This window comes from Pseudomonas sp. BF-RE-21 (assembly GCF_019947305.1).
Lineage (GTDB): Bacteria > Pseudomonadota > Gammaproteobacteria > Pseudomonadales > Pseudomonadaceae > Aquipseudomonas > Aquipseudomonas migulae.
Genome location: NZ_JAGYGF010000034.1, coordinates 22,462 through 40,711, shown reverse-complemented (window position 1 = coordinate 40,711; position 18,250 = coordinate 22,462). Strand labels below are relative to the sequence as shown.

Below are 18,250 nucleotides of genomic sequence, written 5' to 3'. Positions count from 1 at the left end.
AAAACCCGCTTTTACCAATTGAACCATCCAGTTCATTCCCCGCACCATTCGCCACACAAAACCAATAACAACAGGTTCGACACCATGCCCCCGCGCCCCGCCCTGTCCGGCTGATCTCGCCCCGTTTCATTTGAATTCGAATCTTTTTGTCTGCAACCGGACGGTTGCGGCATCGCCCCGTTTCATCTCCAAGAATTAGAGAGACCGAGCCCATGACGCCTTCCACTTATTTCGTTCCCAGCCTGATCGCCCTCGCACTGGCCGGCGCCGCCCTGCCCGCCACGGCCGAAGAGGCGGGTTTTGTCGAAGGGGCCAAGGTCAACCTGAACCTGCGCAACTTCTACATCAACCGCAACTTCACCAACCCGACCAAGGCACAGGGCAAGGCTGAAGAGTGGACGCAAAGTTTCATCCTCGACGCCAAGTCCGGGTTCACCCAAGGCACCGTCGGCTTCGGCATGGATGTGCTGGGGCTGTACTCGGTAAAACTCGACGGCGGTAAAGGCACCGGCGGTACGCAGTTGCTGCCGCTGGACCACGATGGTCGCCCGGCGGACAACTTCGGTCGCACCAACGTGGCGTTCAAGGCCAAGCTGTCGCAGACCGAAGTGAAGGTCGGCGAATGGATGCCGGTGCTGCCGATCCTGCGTTCGGACGATGGGCGCTCGCTGCCACAAACCTTCCGTGGCGGTCAGATCACCTCAAAGGAAATCAACGGCCTGACGCTCTACGGCGGCCAGTTCCGCCAGAACAGCCCGCGTGACGACAGCAGCATGAACGACATGTCGATGACCGGCAAAGCGGCGTTCACCTCCGACCGCTTCAACTTCCAGGGCGGCGAATACCTGTTCAACGAGAAGCGCACCCAGATCGGCCTGTGGAACGCCGAACTCAAGGACATCTACAGCCAGCAATTCGTCAACCTGACCCACAGCCAACCCGTCGGCGACTGGACCCTGGGTGCCAACCTCGGTTTCTTCTATGGCAAAGAAGACGGCAGCGCCCGCGCCGGCGACCTGGACAACAAGACCTGGTCGGGAATGCTTTCCGCCAAATACGGCGGCAACACCTTCTACGTCGGCCTGCAAAAACTCACCGGCGACAGCGCCTGGATGCGCGTCAACGGCACCAGCGGCGGCACCCTGGCCAACGACAGCTACAACTCCAGCTATGACAACGCGCGGGAAAAATCCTGGCAAGTGCGCCACGACTACAACTTCGTTGCGCTCGGTGTACCGGGCCTGACCCTGATGAACCGCTACATCAGCGGCGAAAACGTACACACCGGCACCATCACCGACGGCAAGGAATGGGGCCGCGAGAGTGAACTGGGCTACACCGTACAAAGCGGTGCGCTGAAGGACCTGAACGTCAAATGGCGCAACTCGACCATGCGCCGCGACTACAGCAACAACGAGTTCGACGAGAACCGGTTGATCATCAGCTACCCGATCAGTTTGTTGTAAGCCTCAGCGCCAGCGTTGCCCATTGCGGGAAACGCTGGCGCTGACCGCTGGTCGCGATGAACTGGCGAATTATTGAACCGCAGATACAGTCATCAAGGCGTTCAAGTTCTCCAGCCTGATGTAGGAGCCCCCATTTTCTTCCGTTATCTCCGGATGCTGTACGCGAAGCTGCCATGACCACGGAGGTCAGGTATGAGCAAGCGAATAGTTATCGTCGGTGGCGGCGTCGGTGGAACCATGCTGGCCAATCAACTGGTCAACAAGCTGTATCCAGAAATCCTGCGCGGCGAAGTCCTGATTACCCTGCTGTCCAACTCCCCCGATCACTACTACAAACCTGCGTTCATGTACGTGGCGTTCAACCTGTTTTTTCAGGAAGAACTCAAGCGCCCGGAACGCTCATTGTTGCGCCCGGAAATCACCTTCAACGTTGAAGAAGTGATGCGTTTTGATTTCCCTGGGCAACGCCTCAAGACCCGCAGCGGCAAAGTCTACGATTACGATTTTCTGGTCATCGCCACCGGTTGCGTCCCTGCCCCGGAACGTATCGAAGGTTTGAAAGAAGCCGGCGACCACTTCTATCAATACGACCCGGCCCGGCAACTGGCGCAGAAGTTGAGCACCATCGAAAAAGGCCGGATCTTCATTACCGTGTCCTTCCCGCAAACACCGAACGTGCCGCATCAATGCGGCATCGCGCCCGTCGAAACCACCTTGATGCTCGATGATTATTTGCGGCGTAGAGGTGTGCGGGACAAGGTGGAAATTATCTACACCTACCCGACAACCGCTCAGTTACTGCGTAACTGCCTATTCCTGCAACGACCGACAGGGGAAATTCTGCCGAGTATTTTCGAGCAGAAAAACATCCGTTTTCAGCGTGGGTTCACCCTGGATCGTGTCGATCCCGACAGCAAAATCGCCTACTCCGCAGAAGGCGACGCGCAGTCCTACGACATCCTGATGGCAACGCCGCCGATCCGCGCCGTGGATGCCGTGCTCGAGTCCGGAGCGTCACAAGCGCCCAATAACGAAGGCTGGCTGCCCACCAATCATGAAACCCTGCAAGTCTACGGTCTGAAAAACGTCTGGGTGATCGGCGACGCCGTCGATCTACCGGTGAGCAAGGCCGGTGGCGCATGCCATAACCAGGCACCGGTGATCGCCAACAACATTACCGCTGAAATCCGCCTCGGTGGTCCCATCGATGTCTACGACGGACGGGTTCAGGCCGTCGCGCAAATGGGCCTCTGTGCCGGCATGCCGCTTTGGTACAACTACGCGTGCGACGTTCTGCCAACTCCACCGACGAAACTCGGTGGCCTGCTCAGACACGGCTTCAATCGTGGCCTGTACTGGGCGGTTGCCCGGGGCATGCTGTGACGGGTTCTGGGAGACAAACACAATGACAAACCTGACAGATGAAACCCTCGCCATCGGCACGGCCGACAGGTCGGAGGGACTCGTTGCCTTGATGGCAAAACTGCAGCCGCTGATCGATGGCGGGCGACTGGATAACCTTGTCGATTTGCTTTCGTTGATCTCGGACATAATCGACCTGCTGGACCCCGCCATGGTGGAAAAACTGGCGCGGTTACTCGAAAACGCTACCGCAACCACCTGGACTTTAAGTAACGCCGTGCGCATGGCCCGTGCCGAAGTCGCCGCCGCCCCTGAGCCACCGGGGGTCTACGCGTTGATCAAACTGCTGAACGAGCCGGACACGCGCAAAGGTGTGGCAGTTGTCCTGAAAACCCTGAACGTCATCGGAAGACAACTGTAACCGCCAGAGAGGACCACCTCATGAGCGTCAAACTTGATAAGGCAGGGAGCGCCTGCACGCACTGGGACGCCAAGGCGTACCAGCAGTTTTCGCGCCTCAGGCAACGACCGGTGAATGAATTGCTCGGTCGTGTCGAACTCAAATCGCCCCAACGTATTTATGACCTGGGGTGCGGCACCGGCATCGCCACGCAACTGTTGGCCAAGCGTTGGCCTCGCGCGCAGTTGCAGGGTATCGACAGCTCCGGACAAATGCTCGACGAAGCCCGCCTTCTGCCCATCAAGGCGCTGTGGAAACAGTGTGACCTGCTCGACTGGCAGCCCGAACAGCCAGCAGACCTGCTGTTCGCCGCCGCCGTTTTGCACTTCATCAAGGATCACCATCAACTGCTGCCGCGACTGCTCAAGCAGCTCAACCCAGGCGGTTGCCTGGCAGCGCACATGCCCGACTGGCGGGATGCGTTGTGGTATCGGTTGGTGCTCGACACGCTGGAAGACGCGGGGGCGTGCGGCCAACCGTTAGGCACGGCGCAACTGCGCGAGGCCATGGCCGCACGAACGCTCTTGTCGCTGGAAGATTACTACCGCTTGCTCGCCCCGATCACTGACACCCTGGACATCTGGGAGACCGAGCAATTGCAGGTGGTCTGTGGCCAATCGCCGATCTATGACTGGGTCAAGGTCTCGGCGCTGCGACCAGTCATGCAGGGGCTCAAGCCCGACGAACAGGCGCGCTTCATTTACCACTACCTGATGCGCGTACACGCGCATTACCCGCCGGAGAGCGACGGGCGAACGCTGTTTCCGTTCAAGCGGATATTCATCGTCGCGACGGTGTAACACATGACATTGCGTTCGCGGGCAAGCCTCGCTCCTACAGGATTATCACAACCTCTGTAGGAGCGAGGCTTGCCCGCGAAGGCGTCAATTCATGCACCGCAAATCGCGAACATTATTCCCGGGACTCGACGCCCAACTCGTCCCAAACCGACTCGGCCAAATGAAACGTCGCATTCGCCGCCGGGATGCCGCAATAGATGGCGCTCTGCATGATCACTTCCTTGATCTCGCCACGGGTCACGCCATTGTTGGCGGCGGCACGCAGGTGCAGTTTGAGTTCACCCTCACGGTTCATGCCGATCAACATGGCGATGGTGATCAGGCTGCGGGTATGGCGCGGCAGGCCAGGTCGGGTCCAGATGTCGCCCCACGCGTGGCGGGTGATCATCTCCTGAAACTCCGAATTGAACTCGGTCAACGCGTTCAGGCTGCGGTCGACATGGGCGTCGCCGAGGACTGCGCGACGGACGTTCATGCCCTCGTCGTAACGTTGTTTCTCGTCCACGGATTTCCCCCTCAATGACCCAGCAAAAAAGCGAGAACGCGATCACTGAACGCATCGCCGGCCTGCACGTTGGACAGGTGCGCCGCGTAGAACTCGGCGTACTCGGCACCTGCCACATGTTCCTGGATGAAGTGCCCACCGGACGGCGGCGTGACCGCGTCTTCGGTGCCGGCGATCACCAGCAGCGGCACTTTGATCGAGGACAACTGATCACGGAAATCGGCATCGCGCACGGCAGCGCAATTGGCTGCGTAACCTTGTGGCGAAGTGGCCGCGAGCATGTCGGTAATCCGTTTCGCCGCCGCCGGATTGGCCTCGGAAAAGTCCGGGGTAAACCAGCGCGCAATCGATGCATCGCGCAGCGCAACCATCGCCGCCGCGCCGTCACGCAACACGGTTTCGATGCGCGGGTTCCAGATCGACGGGTCGCCGATTTTCGCGGCGGTGTTGCACACCACCAGTTTGTTCAATCGATCACCGGCATTGATGCCCAGCCACTGGCCAATCAAGCCGCCCATCGACAAGCCGCAGAAATGCGCCTTCTCAATGTGCAACGCATCCAGCAGCGCCAACACGTCTCGGCCCAGTTGTTCGATGCTGTACGGCCCCGGCGTGACCAGGGATTTGCCGTGGCCACGGGTATCAAAACGCAGCACCCGGAAATGCTCGGTGAACGCGGCAATTTGCGCGTCCCACATGTGCAGGTCGGTGCCCAGCGAGTTGGACAGCACCAGCACCGGCGCATCGACCGGGCCATCGAAGTGCGGCCCTTCAATTTGGTAGTGCAGTTCGCCCTCGGCGAGTTGTACGAAAGCCACAGCAGTCTCCTTCAGGCAGTTAACGCAGAATGTTCAGCCACCGCTCGCTCGACCCAGGTACGGGCCTGTCCGAGGTAGTGAGCGGGGTCCAGCAGATGATCGAGTTCAGCAGCCGAGAGCTCGGCGGTCACGTGCGGCTCGTCGCCCAGCACCGCGCGCAAATGCCGTTGCTCGGCCACGGCGCGCTTGCAGCACTGCTCCAGTAAATGATGCGCGGTGTCGCGGCCGACCCGTTGCGCGAGAACGATGCTCACCGCTTCGGCCAGCACCAGGCCTTGGGTCAGGTCGAGGTTGCGGGCCATGCGCTCGGCGTCCACTTCCAGTCCGTCTGCCACCAGCAATGCCTGCTTGAGGCTGCCGGACACCAGGCAACAAATCTCCGGCAGGGTTTCCCACTCGGCATGCCACAGGCCGAGGCTGCGCTCGTGCTCTTGCGGCATCGCACTGAACAGGGTCGAGAGCAGACCGGGAACCCGTGTTGCAGCGCCGATCAGCACGGCGGCGCCCACCGGGTTGCGTTTGTGCGGCATGGTCGACGAACCGCCCTTGCCCGGCGCCGAGGGTTCGAACACTTCGCCCGCTTCAGTCTGCATCAACAGGCTGATATCGCGACCGAGCTTGCCGAGACTGCCGGCGATCAATCCCAGCACCGAACCGAACTCCACCAGACGGTCGCGTTGCGTGTGCCACGGTTGGTCGGGCAACGTCAGGTGCAGCTCCGTGGCCAGCGCGTCGGCAATCGGCAGCGCTTGCGCACCGAGGGCCGCGAGGGTCCCGGAGGCGCCGCCGAATTGCAGCACCAGCAGGCGCGGTTTGAGTTCTTGCAGGCGTTGACGGCCACGGGTGACGGCGCCCAGCCAACCGGCGATCTTCATGCCCAAGGTGACCGGCGTTGCGTGCTGCAACCAGGTGCGACCGGCCAGCGGCGTGGCGACATAACGCTGGGCTTGCGTTGAAAGGGTTTCGCCCAGTTGCGCCAGATCGCTCTCAATCAGTTCCAGCGCCCGGCGCAATTGCAGCACCAGGCCGGTGTCCATCACGTCCTGGCTGGTGGCGCCCAGATGCACATAGCGCTCGGCGTCGGCATCGGTGGTCGCGATCTGTTTGCCCAACGCCTTCACCAGTGGAATCGCCGAATTACCGGCCGTGGCAATCGCCTCGCCGAGGGCGGCGAAATCGTAATGCCCGGCGCGGCAAGCCGCTTCGATAGGTGCCACCGCCATCTGCGGAATCAACCCGACATGCGCCTCGGCGCGGGCCAGCGCCGCTTCGAAATCGAGCATGGCCTGAACCCGGCCCTGATCGCAAAACACCTCGCGCATATCGCGCGCAGTGAAATAGGCATCGAACAATTGATTGCCCGGTCGCTGGTTCATAAACAGTCCCTGGAGGCGCGGGCCGCTTGGGCCCGCGGGTGTGGATCAAAGGTCGTTTTCTAGATACTTCGCATGTTTGGGCAGACGCAGGCTGAACAGAAACGCTATCGCCATCATCAACGTCACGTACCAGTAGAAGGAGTTTTCCATGCCGACCGCTTTGAGGCTCAAGGCTACATACTCCGCTGAACCACCGAATATTGCATTCGCCACCGCGTAAGCCAGGCCAACACCCAATGCACGTACCTCAGGCGGGAACATTTCGGCTTTTACCAGACCGCTGATCGAGGTGTAGAAACTGACAATCGCCAGCGCCAGGGTAATGAGCACGAAGGCCAGGAACGGACTGGTGACGCTTTTCAGGCTGAGCAGAATCGGCACGGTGCACAGCGTGCCGAGTGCGCCAAACCACAGCATCGAGCTCCGGCGGCCGATCCTGTCCGAGAGCATGCCGAAGATCGGCTGCATGCACATATAAAGGAACAGCGCGCCGGTCATGATGTAGCTGGCGGTCTTGGCATGCATGCCGGCGGTGTTCACCAGGTACTTCTGCATGTACGTGGTGAAGGTGTAGAAAATCAGCGAGCCACCGGCGGTATAGCCGAGCACGGTAATGAACGCGGCCTTATGGTCGCGGAACAGCGCGCGAATGCTGCCGGCGTCCTTGTTTTCGCGCATTTCCTTGCTGGTGGTTTCTTTCAGCGAACGACGCAGGTACAGCGAAACCAATGCCGCCATGGCACCGACCACGAACGGAATCCGCCAGCCGTAGGCACGCAGGTCATCCTCGGTGAGGAACTGTTGCAGCACCACCACCAGCGACACCGCCAGCAGTTGCCCGCCAATCAAAGTCACGTACTGGAACGAGGCGAAGAAACCGCGCTGGCCCTTGAGGGCGACTTCGCTCATGTAGGTGGCGGTGGTGCCGTATTCGCCGCCCACCGACAGGCCCTGGAGCAAACGGGCGAACAGCAGCATGATCGGCGCCCAGACGCCGATGTCCTTATAGGTCGGCAGGCACGCGATGAGCAACGAACCGAAGCACATCATCAGAATCGATATCAGCATCGAATTCTTGCGCCCGTGCTTGTCCGCGACGCGACCGAAAATCCAGCCGCCAATCGGGCGCATCAGGAACCCGGCGGCAAACACGCCCGCGGTGTTGACCAACTGCACCGTGGGGTTGTCGGACGGGAAAAAGGCGGGTGCGAAATAGATCGCGCAAAAGGCGTAGACGTAGAAGTCGAACCATTCGACGAGGTTGCCGGACGAGGCGCCGACAATCGCGAAGATTCGTTTGCTGCGCTCTTCGCCGGTGTATAGCGCGGTTGAAGCGATTGGCGTTGTCATTGTTTTTCACTCAATGGGGACAGTGAGAGTCTAGACACACTTTGCAACAGTCCCGTTCCACACAAGCAATACAGATCCCTTGTAGGAGCTGGCTTGCCAGCGATTGCGGTGTGTCAGTGCCATCGATGCTGAATGACACACCGCAATCGCCAGCAAGCTGGCTCCTACAAGGATTTGTGGTGTTTTCAGTAGTCGAAGAACACCGTCTCCGCATCCGTGCCTTGCAGAATCACATTCCACTGATAAACACCGGTCGCATCCTGCTTCGCCAGCAAGGTATTGCGGCGTTCGGCTGGCACGCACTCCAACAACGGGTCGGCGACGTTGGCCGGCTCGCCATCAAAGTAAATCCGCGTCAGCAAGTGCTTCACCAGCCCGCGGGCAAACACCAGCACCACCAGGTGTGGCGCCTGGGTCGAACCTTTCAGGCCTTCCACCGTGCCCGGCTTGATCGTGGTGAAGCGGAAGCGCCCTTCGGCATCCACCGGGATCCGGCCAAAGCCTTCGAAGTTCGGGTCCAGCGGTTTGGCCTGATCGTCTTCGGGGTGGTCGTACTTGCCGGCGGCATTGGCCTGCCAGACTTCCAGCATCGCATCGTTGACGATGTCACCGTTGCCGTCGATGACTTGCCCGGTGATCGCCACGCGCTCGCCCAGGGTTTGTTCGACGGTCAGGTTTTCGCGGTTCAGCCAGGTCAGGCCGATGTGGTAATACGGCCCGACGGTGTGGGACGTGGTCGCAGTCAGCGTCATCTTATTTCTCCATCGGCGTGGCGTCGCGGCCGCGCAAGACGATGTCCCAGCGGTAACCGAGGGCATAGGAAGGGATGGTTTTTTCCAGGTCAAAACTGGCGATCAAGCGCTCTTTGGCGCTGGTATCGGGCACGCAGTTGTAGATCGGGTCGTACGCCAGCAACGGGTCGCCGGGGAAATACATCTGCGTGACGAGGCGCGTCAGGATGCTCGGCCCGAACAGCGAAAAATGGATGTGCGCCGGACGCCAGGCATTGTGGTGGTTGCCCCACGGATAAGCGCCGGGCTTGATGGTCTGGAATTGATACCAGCCATCGGCGTCGGTCACGGTGCGGCCGGTGCCGGTGAAGTTCGGGTCCAGCGGCGCGTCGTGCAGGTCACGGGCATGGTTGTAGCGACCGGCGGCGTTGGCCTGCCAGATCTCCACCAGAATCCCCGGCACCGGCAGACCGTTTTCATCCAGCACGCGGCCGTGAATGATGATGCGCTCGCCCAGCGGCTCGCCCTTGTGCTGGGCCGTCAGGTCATTGTCCTTCTCATTGACGCGTTCGGCGCCGATGGTCGGACCGGTAATTTCCGACAACGAATGAGGCAAAAACACCAACGGCTTCGACGGTGAGCGACGGTTGGTGGATTGATACGTCGGGTGCAGGTACTCCGGCTGGGTGCCTTCCTGCGGGCGACGGTAACCAGGCTTGTCAGTCATTTCGCTTTCCTCAGTTCTTATTGTCACTGCTGTGGGTCAGACCCGTTCGATGGCCAAGGCCAGACCCTGGCCAACGCCGACGCACATGGTCGCCAGACCTTTCTTGCCACCGGTTTTTTCCAGCTGATGCAACGCCGTCAACACCAGGCGCGCACCGCTCATGCCCAGCGGATGGCCCAGGGCAATGGCGCCACCGTTCGGGTTGACCTGCGCCGCGTCGTCCGCCAGGCCCAGTTCACGCAACACCGCCAAGCCTTGGCTGGCGAAGGCTTCGTTGAGTTCGATCACATCGAAATCGCTGACCGCCAGGCCGAGGCGTTCGGTCAGTTTGCGCACTGCCGGCACCGGGCCAATGCCCATGACACGCGGTGCGACACCGGCGCTGGACATGCCCAGCACTTTGGCGCGAGCGGTCAAACCGTGTTTCTTCACCGCGTCGGCCGAGGCCAGAATCAGTGCCGCCGCGCCGTCGTTCACACCCGACGCATTGCCGGCGGTGACGGTTTTGTCGGGACCGTTGACCGGTTTCAGTTTGGCCAGGGTTTCCAGCGTAGTGTCGGCGCGAGGATGTTCGTCCTGGCTGACGACGGTTTCACCCTTCTTGTGGGCAATCCGCACTTCAACGATTTCTTCCGCGAAAAATCCTGCAGCTTGCGCGGCGGCAGTCCGCTGCTGACTGCGCAGGGCAAACGCGTCCTGATCCTCGCGGGACACTTCATAATCGTCCGCCACGTTATCGGCGGTCTGCGGCATCGCATCGACACCGTATTGCGCTTTCATCAACGGGTTGATGAAACGCCAGCCGATGGTGGTGTCTTCCAGCTTCATGTTGCGCGAGAACGCCGCATCGGCCTTGCCCATCACAAACGGTGCGCGGGACATCGACTCGACGCCGCCGGCAATCGCCAGTTCCATTTCACCGCTGGCGATGGCGCGGAACGCGGTGCCGATGGCATCCATGCCCGAAGCGCAGAGGCGATTGAGGGTCACGCCCGGAATGGCTTCCGGCAGGCCCGCCAACAGCAGCGCCATGCGCGCCACGTTGCGATTGTCTTCACCGGCCTGGTTGGCGCAGCCGAGGAACACCTCGTCCACGGCGTTCCAGTCCACCGACGGGTTGCGCTCCATCAAGGCCTTGATCGGCACGGCGGCCAGGTCGTCGGCGCGAACCGCCGACAGGCCACCGCCGAAACGGCCGATGGGGGTGCGAATCGCGTCGCAGATATAAACGTCACGCATCACGCTTCTCCGGGTGCTTGGCCGTGGGCGGCGGCGGTGCGGGCTTCCAGATCCCTGAGTGCCTTGAGTTCAACCTCGGTCGGCTCGGCGGTGTGTTCAACAGTGTCAGCGAAACGAATCGCCCAACCGGTGGCCGCAACCACTTGCTCGCGGGTCACGCCAGGGTGCAACGCCGTGACCACGAATTCATGGGTGCCCGCTTCCGGTTCCATGATGCACAGGTCGGTAATAATGCCGACCGGACCGGCGCCCGGCAGACCCAGACGCTTGCGCGAATCGCCGCCCTCGCCATGGCCGACCGAGGTGATGAAGTCGAGCTTGTCGACGAAGGAACGCGACGACTGTTTAAGGATGATCAACACGCTTTTGGCCGAACCGGCGATTTCCGGCGCGCCACCGGCGCCCGGCAGACGGACTTTCGGTGCGTGATAATCGCCGACTACCGTGGTGTTGATGTTGCCGAAGCGGTCCACTTGCGCGGCGCCGAGAAAACCGACGTCGATGCGCCCGCCCTGCAACCAGTAGCGAAAAATCTCACCGGTCGGGACCACGGTGTCAGCGGTTTCCGCCAGTTCACCGTCACCAATCGACAGCGGCAATACACTCGGCTTGGCACCGATCGGACCCGATTCATAGATCAGGACTACGTCGGGCGAGGACGTCAGCCGCGCCAGGTTGGCCGCTTTCGACGGCAGGCCGATGCCAACGAAGCACACCGAACCATTCTTCAGTCGGCGAGCGGCGGCAACGGTCATCATTTCATTGGTGGTGTAAGTCATTACTTCGCCTCCGAAGCAGCGGCCAGCTTGGCCTGGAACTCGCTGAAGTCAGCGCAGCCATGGATGTACTCGTTGATCCACGCGGTGAAGGTTTCACGGTCGCGGGCAATCGGGTCCCAGGCCTGATAGAAACGGTTGTCACGCTCGTTGTAGCCGTGGGCGTAAGACGGATGCGCACCGCCGGGAACATGGCAGACAGCGCTCAACGCCCAGGTCGGCAGCACGCAGGAGTTCATCGGTGCGTTGAGGTCGTCGACGATTTCTTCAACGGTGACGATGCAACGCTTGGCGGCCAGTGCGGCTTCTTTCTGCACGCCGAGGATGCCCCAGAGCAGCACGTTGCCTTTACGGTCGGCTTTCTGCGCGTGAATCACGGTGATGTCCGGGCGCACCGAAGGCACGGCGGCCAACACTTCGCCGGTGAACGGGCAGGTAACGGATTTGATCAGCGGGTTGACCTTCGGCAGGTCGGAACCGGCGTAGGCACGCAGCACCGCGAACGGCAGGCCGGAGGCGCCAGCGACGTAGGCGTTCGCCAGGTCGGCGTGGCTGTGTTCTTCGATTTCCAGCGGGTGCGGCCACTGCTTCTCGACCGCATCACGCAGACGGTGCAGCGAACCCACGCCCGGGTTGCCGCCCCAGGAGAAAATCAGCTTGCGAGCACAACCGGCGCCGATCAACTGGTCGTAGATCAGGTCAGGCGTCATCCGCACCAGCGTCAGATCTTTCTTGCCCTGACGAATGATTTCGTGACCTGCCGCCGTAGGGATCAGGTGAGTGAAGCCTTCGAGCGCAACGGTATCGCCGTCGTTAACGAATTGCTTCACCGCGTCGTGCAGCGAAAGGATTTCAGCCATGGGGCAGGCTCCCGTTTTGTTATGAACCGACAGTGGTAGAAAAAGGCGCGATGCGCGCGCCGGAATGACTAGAGAGTAAGCCCCATAAAAACGCCAAACAATCCGATAATCGACTGAGTGTTCGTTTATCGAACAGATTGTTGTCTCGCTACCGACCTCAAAAGCTTCGCGGGCAAGCCTCGCTCCTACGGGTAATCACTGAACCTGTAGGAGCGAGGCTTGCCCGCGAAGAGGCCATCAAACTCACTGAAGATTCTGAAACCCGGACTCAGGTCGCATCCGCATGGCTGACCATGCCCTTGATCACCACCGCCGTAGTCGCCAACGCCGCCGGAATCACCAGCGCCGTCAGCACTTGTTCAAAGTTCCAGCCCAACCCCAGCAACGTCGCGCCCATCCACGCCCCGAGGATCGCGCCAAAGCGACCAATCCCGAGCATCCACGACACGCCCGTCGCCCGCCCTTGAGTCGGATAAAACCGCGCCGCCAAAGAAGGCATCGCCGATTGCGCGCCGTTGACACACATCCCCGCCACCAGCACCAGGGTTGCCAACAGCGTGATGTTGCCCAGGCTCTGCCCTACCGCGTAGGCAAACACCCCGGCCAGCAAGTAGAAAGTGCCGATGACTTTGTGCGGATTGAACCGGTCCATCGCCCAGCCTACGCCCACGGCGCTCAACACGCCGCCGAACTGGAACAGCGCGCCGATAAACGCCGCTTGCTCCATGCTCGCGCCGCTGTCACGCATCAGCGTCGGCAGCCAACTGGTCAGCAGGTAAACGATCACCAGGCCCATGAAGTAGGTCAGCCACAACAGCAAGGTGCCGGTGCTGTAAGTGCCGGAGAAGATCACTGCAAACACGTTGCGCGCCTTCACGGTTTTCTGTTCCGGCACACTGAAGCTGGATGCCTGAGCGACAACGCTCGGATCGATCGGCGCCAGCGCCTTGCGTACCTTGTCGGTGCCGCGATTGCGCACAACCAGGTAACGCGCCGATTCCGGCAGCCAGAGCAGCAAAACGACGGTGAGGATCAGCGGCAGAATTCCGCCGATCAGCAACAGGCTGTGCCAGCCGAACGCCGGAATCAGCTTGGCCGAAATAAACCCGCCACCGGCCATGCCGAGGTTGAAGCCGCAGAACATGCTGGTCACCAGCAGGGATTTTTTGCGCTCCGGGGTGTATTCCGACAGCAACGTCGTGGCGTTCGGCATACCGGCACCGAGGCCCAGGCCGGTCAGGAAGCGCAGCACCAGCAATTGATCGACATTGGTGCTGTAAGCCGACGCCAGGCTGAAGGCGCCGAACAACAACACGGCGCCCACCAGTACGACTTTTCGCCCGAAGCGGTCAGCCAACGGACCGGAACCCAGTGCGCCGAAGACCATACCGATCAACGCCGCACTCATCACCGGACCGAGGCTGGCGCGATCGATGCCCCAGTCCTGGGACAGTGCTGGCGCGATGAAGCCCATGGCCGCGGTGTCGAGGCCATCAAGGAAGACAATCAGGAAACACAGGATCACCACTCGCCACTGGTAGCGCGAAATGGGTTGAGCATTGATGAAGGACTGCACGTCGAGGCAGTTTCCTACAGCAGACTGAGGCTGGTTCATTATTTTTATTCCACGCAAGAACGCAGTCGGACAGGTGCCAGCCTAGGCTGGCGCTGCCGCGACATTAGTGATCCTGGGGAAAGTGCGTCAATTCGTTAAACGCGAGTCTGGGCGATTACCGAACAGCTTAGGCAAACAACTGGGCGCTGAGGTTGCGGCTGGCCGCCAGCAGACCCGGCAGGAACCGTTGCTCCAGCTCGTTGCGGCTGACCCGGCCGGCGTGCGTGCTGACGTTGAGCGCCGCCACCACTTGCCCGGAAGCGTCGTACACCGGAACGGCAATTGAGCGCAGGCCTTGTTCCAGTTCCTGATCGACGATGCACCAGCCTTGTTGCCGTACTTCCTGCAGACACTCGAGCAGCGCTTCGGGGGTATGCAGAGTGCGACTGGTCTTGGCTTGCAGGTCGGCATGGTCGAGGTATTCGCGCAGCGACGTGTCGTCCAGTGCCGCGAGAAGAATCCTGCCCATGGAGGTGCAATAGGCGGGCAGGCGTCCGCCCACCGACAGGTCCACCGAGATCAGACGCTGAGTGGTCGCCGAGCGGGCGATGTACAAAATGTCGTCGCCTTCCAGTGTGGCCATGTTGCAGGCCTCATGAAGTTGCTCGCTCATGCGGTCGAGGTAAGGCTGGGCCGACACCGCCAACGGGGTCGAGGACAGATAGGCATGGCCGAGGGTCAGCACTTTGGGCAGCAGCGAATAGGTGCGACCGTCGGTGGTGGCGTAGCCGAGTTTGATCAGGGTGTGCAGGCAACGTCGCACAGCGGCGCGGGGAATTTCCGTGCGGTGACTGATCTGGGCGATGGTCAAATGCCGTTTGCGCTCCTGGAACGCTTGCACCACGGCCAGGCCACGGGCCAGGGACGTCATGAAATCCGGGTCGCCGGTCAGGGCCTGGATCCGCTTGGCGGGCGACGCGACTATCGGCGGCGCTACTGAAGCGAAGGAATTGCGCATTTGCTCGTTCATATCAGGTCCTTTTCCCACACGGATCGGCGAAGGCTATTACATGCGGCCCCGGGCTCGGCGCACAAGCCACAGGCAGCCAAGATCGGGCGATTATCGAACGGCCGACCGATAATCGCAATCAGCCCTATGGACGCGACAGACGCTGTGCAGGTTTCGGCTCGCCCTCTATTACATGTTTTACCTTTGCTTGAACCCGCCGTTAAAGCACCCCATATAAGCTTTAACTTGTTCGGCTTAATGACGCCAGAAAGACATCACTGCTAAGTGACCACAAAACTTTCAAGTAACAAAACAATCACACATTGCCATTCATTTTTAACTCGTTGGCGATAGTGTTCTGCAAATCGACCGCTATAATGCAACTCAGTGACCCCTCGGTTTTTACTTGCCGATTGCGTCACCCGGCAGCACGATGTTCCATCGCGGCTGCCCGCAGCAAGTGCCTGTCGTTCATTTCATATGCTCCGCCAGCGCGCTCGCTGAAACAGGAATCTGATGCTACGTCAGCCGTTTTGCTCTGGTGCCGTGGCCGCCTGCAACATGGAAGTATTGATTGCCGTGTCGTAAAACGATGCCTTTGCGGGCATTGTCCTTTCGGCGAGCGTGGTCAATGCATTTGCTGCAGCGCGATTTACCAGAATTAATCTCAACCCATACAGGTAGCACTGTGACGAAAGACGAACTGCGCGCGGAACTTGAGCGCCAGGAACAACGTTACAAGGAAGTTTACGGCGGGGAAGTCACCACCTACGCCGCTCAGCCCGAACCGGAACGCAAACCCTGGCGTAAACGCGCCACCGTTCAGGACCAGGCTTTTTCCCAGGAATTGCAGAAGATGGAAAAGGAACTCAAAGCCGAAGAGCCATGATTGCTCCGGCCTGATTCCTTTCAAGGGCCCGCGCCTGCCCCCGTTAAAAGCGGGAAGCAATGATGTTGCCATTCGCGCCCGCTACGAGCGGGCAGCGGCCTCCTCATCCATCTGATGAGGCAAATGGCTCATGTCTGGCCCTCTTCTCAGATATTTCACACAAGCGTTCAAACCTCTCGCCTACAAGAGAGAAAACCTTGTGCCTGCGGGCTTTCCAAAGAAATTCAACGACTTGCAAAACCCGGTAAAAGCCCGGCGCCTGGGCTATTGCCGCAAACTAATTCGTTGAAGAATGTTACCGATGAGCAGCTAGTGCATCGATTAGCAGTCTTTTCTGGCATAATCGCGCCCCCTTATGACCGGGTCAGAAAACCTTCATGATCGATTTATTCAGCGGACTGGATGCTTGGGTGCTTATGAGCCTCTTGCTCGCCCTCGCCTTTGTCCTCGCCTTCGAGTTCATCAACGGCTTTCATGACACTGCAAACGCGGTGGCCACTGTTATCTACACCAAAGCCATGCCGCCTCATCTGGCCGTGTTCTTTTCCGGTGTGTTCAACTTTCTTGGCGTGCTGCTGGGCGGTGTCGGCGTGGCGTATGCCATCGTCCACCTGCTGCCGGTAGAACTGCTGATCAATGTGAACACCGGTCACGGGCTGGCCATGGTGTTCTCGTTGCTCGCCGCCGCCATCACCTGGAACCTGGGCACCTGGTACTTCGGTATCCCGGCCTCCAGCTCCCACACGCTGATCGGTTCGATCCTCGGGGTCGGCCTGGCCAACGCCCTGATCAACGACATTCCGTTGGCCGATGGTGTGAACTGGCAGAAGGCGATCGATATCGGTGCCTCCCTGGTGTTCTCGCCAATGGCCGGCTTCCTGGTCGCCGCGCTGATTCTGATCGGCCTTAAATGGTGGCGTCCGCTGTCCAAGATGCACAAGACACCGGAACAGCGCCGCAAGATCGACGACAAGAAGCATCCGCCGTTCTGGAACCGCCTGGTACTGGTGATCTCGGCCATGGCCGTGAGCTTCGTGCACGGTTCCAACGATGGTCAGAAAGGTATCGGCCTGATCATGCTGGTGCTGATCGGTATCGTGCCGGCGCAGTTCGTCCTCGACTTGGGCAGCACCACGTACCAGATCGAACGGACTCGCGATGCGACCCTGCACCTGAGCCAGTTCTACAAACGCAATGCCGATACGCTGGGCGAGTTCCTGGCACTGGGCAAAAGCGTGGAAGGCGATCTGCCGGAGAAATTCCGTTGCAACCCGAAACAGACCGAACCGACCATTTCCGCCCTGCTCGACACCCTTAAAGGTGTGGCCGATTACCACTCGCTGTCGGCGGAAAGCCGCATCGAAGTGCGTCGCTACCTGCTCTGCCTGGACGACACGGCCAAGAAAGTCAGCAAACTGCCAAGCCTCGCGGCCCGTGAAAAGGCTGATCTGGACAAACTGCGCAAAGACCTGACCACCACCACCGAATACGCTCCGTTCTGGGTAATCCTGGCGGTCGCACTGGCCCTGGGCCTCGGTACCATGGTCGGCTGGAAACGCGTGGTACTGACCATCGGCGAGAAGATCGGCAAGCAAGGCATGACTTACTCCCAGGGCATGTCGGCGCAGATCACGACGGCGAGCCTGATCGGCATGGCCAACATCTTCAGCCTGCCGGTGTCCACCACCCACGTTCTGTCTTCGGGCGTGGCCGGCACCATGGTCGCCAACAAAAGCGGCCTGCAGGGCGGCACCGTCAAAACCATCCTGCTGGCTTGGGTCCTGACCCTGCCGGCAACCGTGGGCCTGTCGGCCGGCCTGTTCTGGCTGGCGTCGAAGGCACTGGCCAGCTGATACATCGCTGCAACGAAAAAGGCGCGTTCCGTGAGGTTCGCGCCTTTTTTTTATCGCTGCGTTTTAGTGAACTTCACAAAGCACGCGAGCTGGGGGGGCGGTGTTGGATGGGGTGCATATCCGTTTCTGCGGTGATGGCGGCTATTGGTTTCGCCCTTACGGCGAGTCACTTGGAAGAGCCCCAAGTAACCAAGGGCTCTTGCCCCTTTCGTTCGGTGCCTCGCCTAGGCTCGGCATGCCCTCGCTCCGGTCCTGCTCCGTGGGCCCGCCGCCATCGGCCATCCATGGCCGGGGGCGGCTAACCCGGCATCCATGCCGGGTTGCCCACTACGCAGAACCTCCACTCGGCCTCTCGAGGGGGCGCTCAGATCAAAAGCTGAAGGCGAGCTAACGCTCGGCCTGATGAGTGGTGGAAATCAAAAGCAAACGCCGATCCCTGTAGGAGCCGGCTTGCCGGCGAAAAGCATTTGGGCG

The 18,250-nt window shown here is 60.4% G+C and carries 17 protein-coding genes; 6 read left to right on the top strand and 11 right to left on the bottom strand.

Features of this window, described 5'->3' with window-relative positions; all coding sequences use genetic code 11:
* Window positions 1-212 precede the first annotated feature (212 nt).
* The 4 genes from KGB25_RS20200 (at window position 213) to KGB25_RS20185 (ending at window position 4,088) form a co-directional block, all read left to right on the top strand.
* Window positions 213-1,466: an OprD family porin gene (locus tag KGB25_RS20200; protein WP_008039448.1), complete on the top strand. Its 1,254-nt coding sequence runs from the start codon at window positions 213-215 to the stop codon at window positions 1,464-1,466.
* Window positions 1,467-1,658: 192 nt separating this feature from the next.
* Entirely contained in the window at window positions 1,659-2,849 is a 1,191-nt protein-coding gene (locus tag KGB25_RS20195) for an FAD/NAD(P)-binding oxidoreductase (RefSeq protein ID WP_223436415.1), read from the top strand.
* 22 nt (window positions 2,850-2,871) lie between these two features.
* Window positions 2,872-3,249: a DUF1641 domain-containing protein gene (locus KGB25_RS20190; RefSeq protein WP_223436413.1), complete on the top strand. Its 378-nt coding sequence runs from the start codon at window positions 2,872-2,874 to the stop codon at window positions 3,247-3,249.
* 20 nt (window positions 3,250-3,269) lie between these two features.
* The gene (locus KGB25_RS20185; protein WP_223436411.1) at window positions 3,270-4,088 is read left to right on the top strand and encodes a methyltransferase domain-containing protein; all 819 of its coding nucleotides are present in this window, start codon (window positions 3,270-3,272) and stop codon (window positions 4,086-4,088) included.
* Window positions 4,089-4,200: 112 nt separating this feature from the next.
* On the opposite strand, the gene pcaC is transcribed toward KGB25_RS20185, so the two are convergent.
* The 11 genes from pcaC to pcaR all read right to left on the bottom strand — a co-directional run bounded on the left by pcaC (window position 4,201) and on the right by pcaR (window position 15,055).
* The gene (pcaC, locus tag KGB25_RS20180; RefSeq protein ID WP_008025653.1) at window positions 4,201-4,593 is read right to left on the bottom strand and encodes a 4-carboxymuconolactone decarboxylase; all 393 of its coding nucleotides are present in this window, start codon (window positions 4,591-4,593) and stop codon (window positions 4,201-4,203) included.
* Window positions 4,594-4,604: 11 nt separating this feature from the next.
* Window positions 4,605-5,411, bottom strand: a complete 807-nt coding sequence (pcaD, locus tag KGB25_RS20175; RefSeq protein ID WP_223436409.1) for a 3-oxoadipate enol-lactonase — start codon at window positions 5,409-5,411, stop codon at window positions 4,605-4,607.
* A gap of 11 nt (window positions 5,412-5,422) precedes the next feature.
* Window positions 5,423-6,787: a 3-carboxy-cis,cis-muconate cycloisomerase gene (locus tag KGB25_RS20170; protein WP_223436407.1), complete on the bottom strand. Its 1,365-nt coding sequence runs from the start codon at window positions 6,785-6,787 to the stop codon at window positions 5,423-5,425.
* 45 nt (window positions 6,788-6,832) lie between these two features.
* Entirely contained in the window at window positions 6,833-8,137 is a 1,305-nt protein-coding gene (locus KGB25_RS20165; RefSeq protein WP_008039437.1) for an MFS family transporter, read from the bottom strand.
* Between the two features lie 185 nt (window positions 8,138-8,322).
* Window positions 8,323-8,889, bottom strand: a complete 567-nt coding sequence (gene pcaG, locus KGB25_RS20160) for a protocatechuate 3,4-dioxygenase subunit alpha (RefSeq protein WP_008025646.1) — start codon at window positions 8,887-8,889, stop codon at window positions 8,323-8,325.
* Between the two features lies 1 nt (window position 8,890).
* Entirely contained in the window at window positions 8,891-9,595 is a 705-nt protein-coding gene (gene pcaH, locus KGB25_RS20155; protein ID WP_008039436.1) for a protocatechuate 3,4-dioxygenase subunit beta, read from the bottom strand.
* 36 nt (window positions 9,596-9,631) lie between these two features.
* A complete protein-coding gene (gene pcaF / locus KGB25_RS20150; RefSeq protein ID WP_223436405.1) occupies window positions 9,632-10,837 on the bottom strand; it encodes a 3-oxoadipyl-CoA thiolase in 1,206 nt (401 codons plus the stop codon).
* Window positions 10,834-11,613: a CoA-transferase subunit beta gene (locus tag KGB25_RS20145; protein WP_008025640.1), complete on the bottom strand. Its 780-nt coding sequence runs from the start codon at window positions 11,611-11,613 to the stop codon at window positions 10,834-10,836. Before KGB25_RS20145 ends, pcaF begins: the two co-directional genes overlap by 4 nt.
* Window positions 11,613-12,470 (bottom strand): CoA transferase subunit A, encoded by an 858-nt coding sequence (locus tag KGB25_RS20140; RefSeq protein WP_008025638.1) that lies wholly within the window; start codon window positions 12,468-12,470, stop codon window positions 11,613-11,615. Before KGB25_RS20140 ends, KGB25_RS20145 begins: the two co-directional genes overlap by 1 nt.
* Before the next feature lie 268 nt (window positions 12,471-12,738).
* Window positions 12,739-14,085 carry an MFS transporter gene (locus tag KGB25_RS20135; RefSeq protein ID WP_008039434.1) on the bottom strand — a complete coding sequence of 449 codons (1,347 nt, stop codon included), beginning with the start codon at window positions 14,083-14,085 and terminating at the stop codon, window positions 12,739-12,741.
* Window positions 14,086-14,212: 127 nt separating this feature from the next.
* The gene (gene pcaR / locus KGB25_RS20130) at window positions 14,213-15,055 is read right to left on the bottom strand and encodes a pca regulon transcriptional regulator PcaR (RefSeq protein ID WP_008025635.1); all 843 of its coding nucleotides are present in this window, start codon (window positions 15,053-15,055) and stop codon (window positions 14,213-14,215) included.
* Between the two features lie 667 nt (window positions 15,056-15,722).
* Here pcaR and KGB25_RS20125 point away from each other — a divergent pair.
* Both KGB25_RS20125 and KGB25_RS20120 read left to right on the top strand, forming a co-directional pair.
* On the top strand, window positions 15,723-15,923 hold the full coding sequence (locus KGB25_RS20125; RefSeq protein WP_007903846.1) for a hypothetical protein: 201 nt from the start codon (window positions 15,723-15,725) through the stop codon (window positions 15,921-15,923).
* Between the two features lie 377 nt (window positions 15,924-16,300).
* A complete protein-coding gene (locus KGB25_RS20120; protein WP_223436403.1) occupies window positions 16,301-17,776 on the top strand; it encodes an inorganic phosphate transporter in 1,476 nt (491 codons plus the stop codon).
* Window positions 17,777-18,250: the final 474 nt, after the last annotated feature.

Coding starts and splice junctions, on each gene's coding strand:
- KGB25_RS20200 (WP_008039448.1), top strand. CDS start 213: ATGACGCCTTCCACTTATTTCGTTCCCAGCCTGATCGCCCTCGCACTG.
- KGB25_RS20195 (WP_223436415.1), top strand. CDS start 1,659: ATGAGCAAGCGAATAGTTATCGTCGGTGGCGGCGTCGGTGGAACCATG.
- KGB25_RS20190 (WP_223436413.1), top strand. CDS start 2,872: ATGACAAACCTGACAGATGAAACCCTCGCCATCGGCACGGCCGACAGG.
- KGB25_RS20185 (WP_223436411.1), top strand. CDS start 3,270: ATGAGCGTCAAACTTGATAAGGCAGGGAGCGCCTGCACGCACTGGGAC.
- KGB25_RS20170 (WP_223436407.1), bottom strand. CDS start 6,787: ATGAACCAGCGACCGGGCAATCAATTGTTCGATGCCTATTTCACTGCG.
- KGB25_RS20165 (WP_008039437.1), bottom strand. CDS start 8,137: ATGACAACGCCAATCGCTTCAACCGCGCTATACACCGGCGAAGAGCGC.
- pcaG (WP_008025646.1), bottom strand. CDS start 8,889: ATGACGCTGACTGCGACCACGTCCCACACCGTCGGGCCGTATTACCAC.
- pcaH (WP_008039436.1), bottom strand. CDS start 9,595: ATGACTGACAAGCCTGGTTACCGTCGCCCGCAGGAAGGCACCCAGCCG.
- KGB25_RS20145 (WP_008025640.1), bottom strand. CDS start 11,613: ATGACTTACACCACCAATGAAATGATGACCGTTGCCGCCGCTCGCCGA.
- KGB25_RS20140 (WP_008025638.1), bottom strand. CDS start 12,470: ATGGCTGAAATCCTTTCGCTGCACGACGCGGTGAAGCAATTCGTTAAC.
- KGB25_RS20135 (WP_008039434.1), bottom strand. CDS start 14,085: ATGAACCAGCCTCAGTCTGCTGTAGGAAACTGCCTCGACGTGCAGTCC.
- pcaR (WP_008025635.1), bottom strand. CDS start 15,055: ATGAACGAGCAAATGCGCAATTCCTTCGCTTCAGTAGCGCCGCCGATA.
- KGB25_RS20120 (WP_223436403.1), top strand. CDS start 16,301: ATGATCGATTTATTCAGCGGACTGGATGCTTGGGTGCTTATGAGCCTC.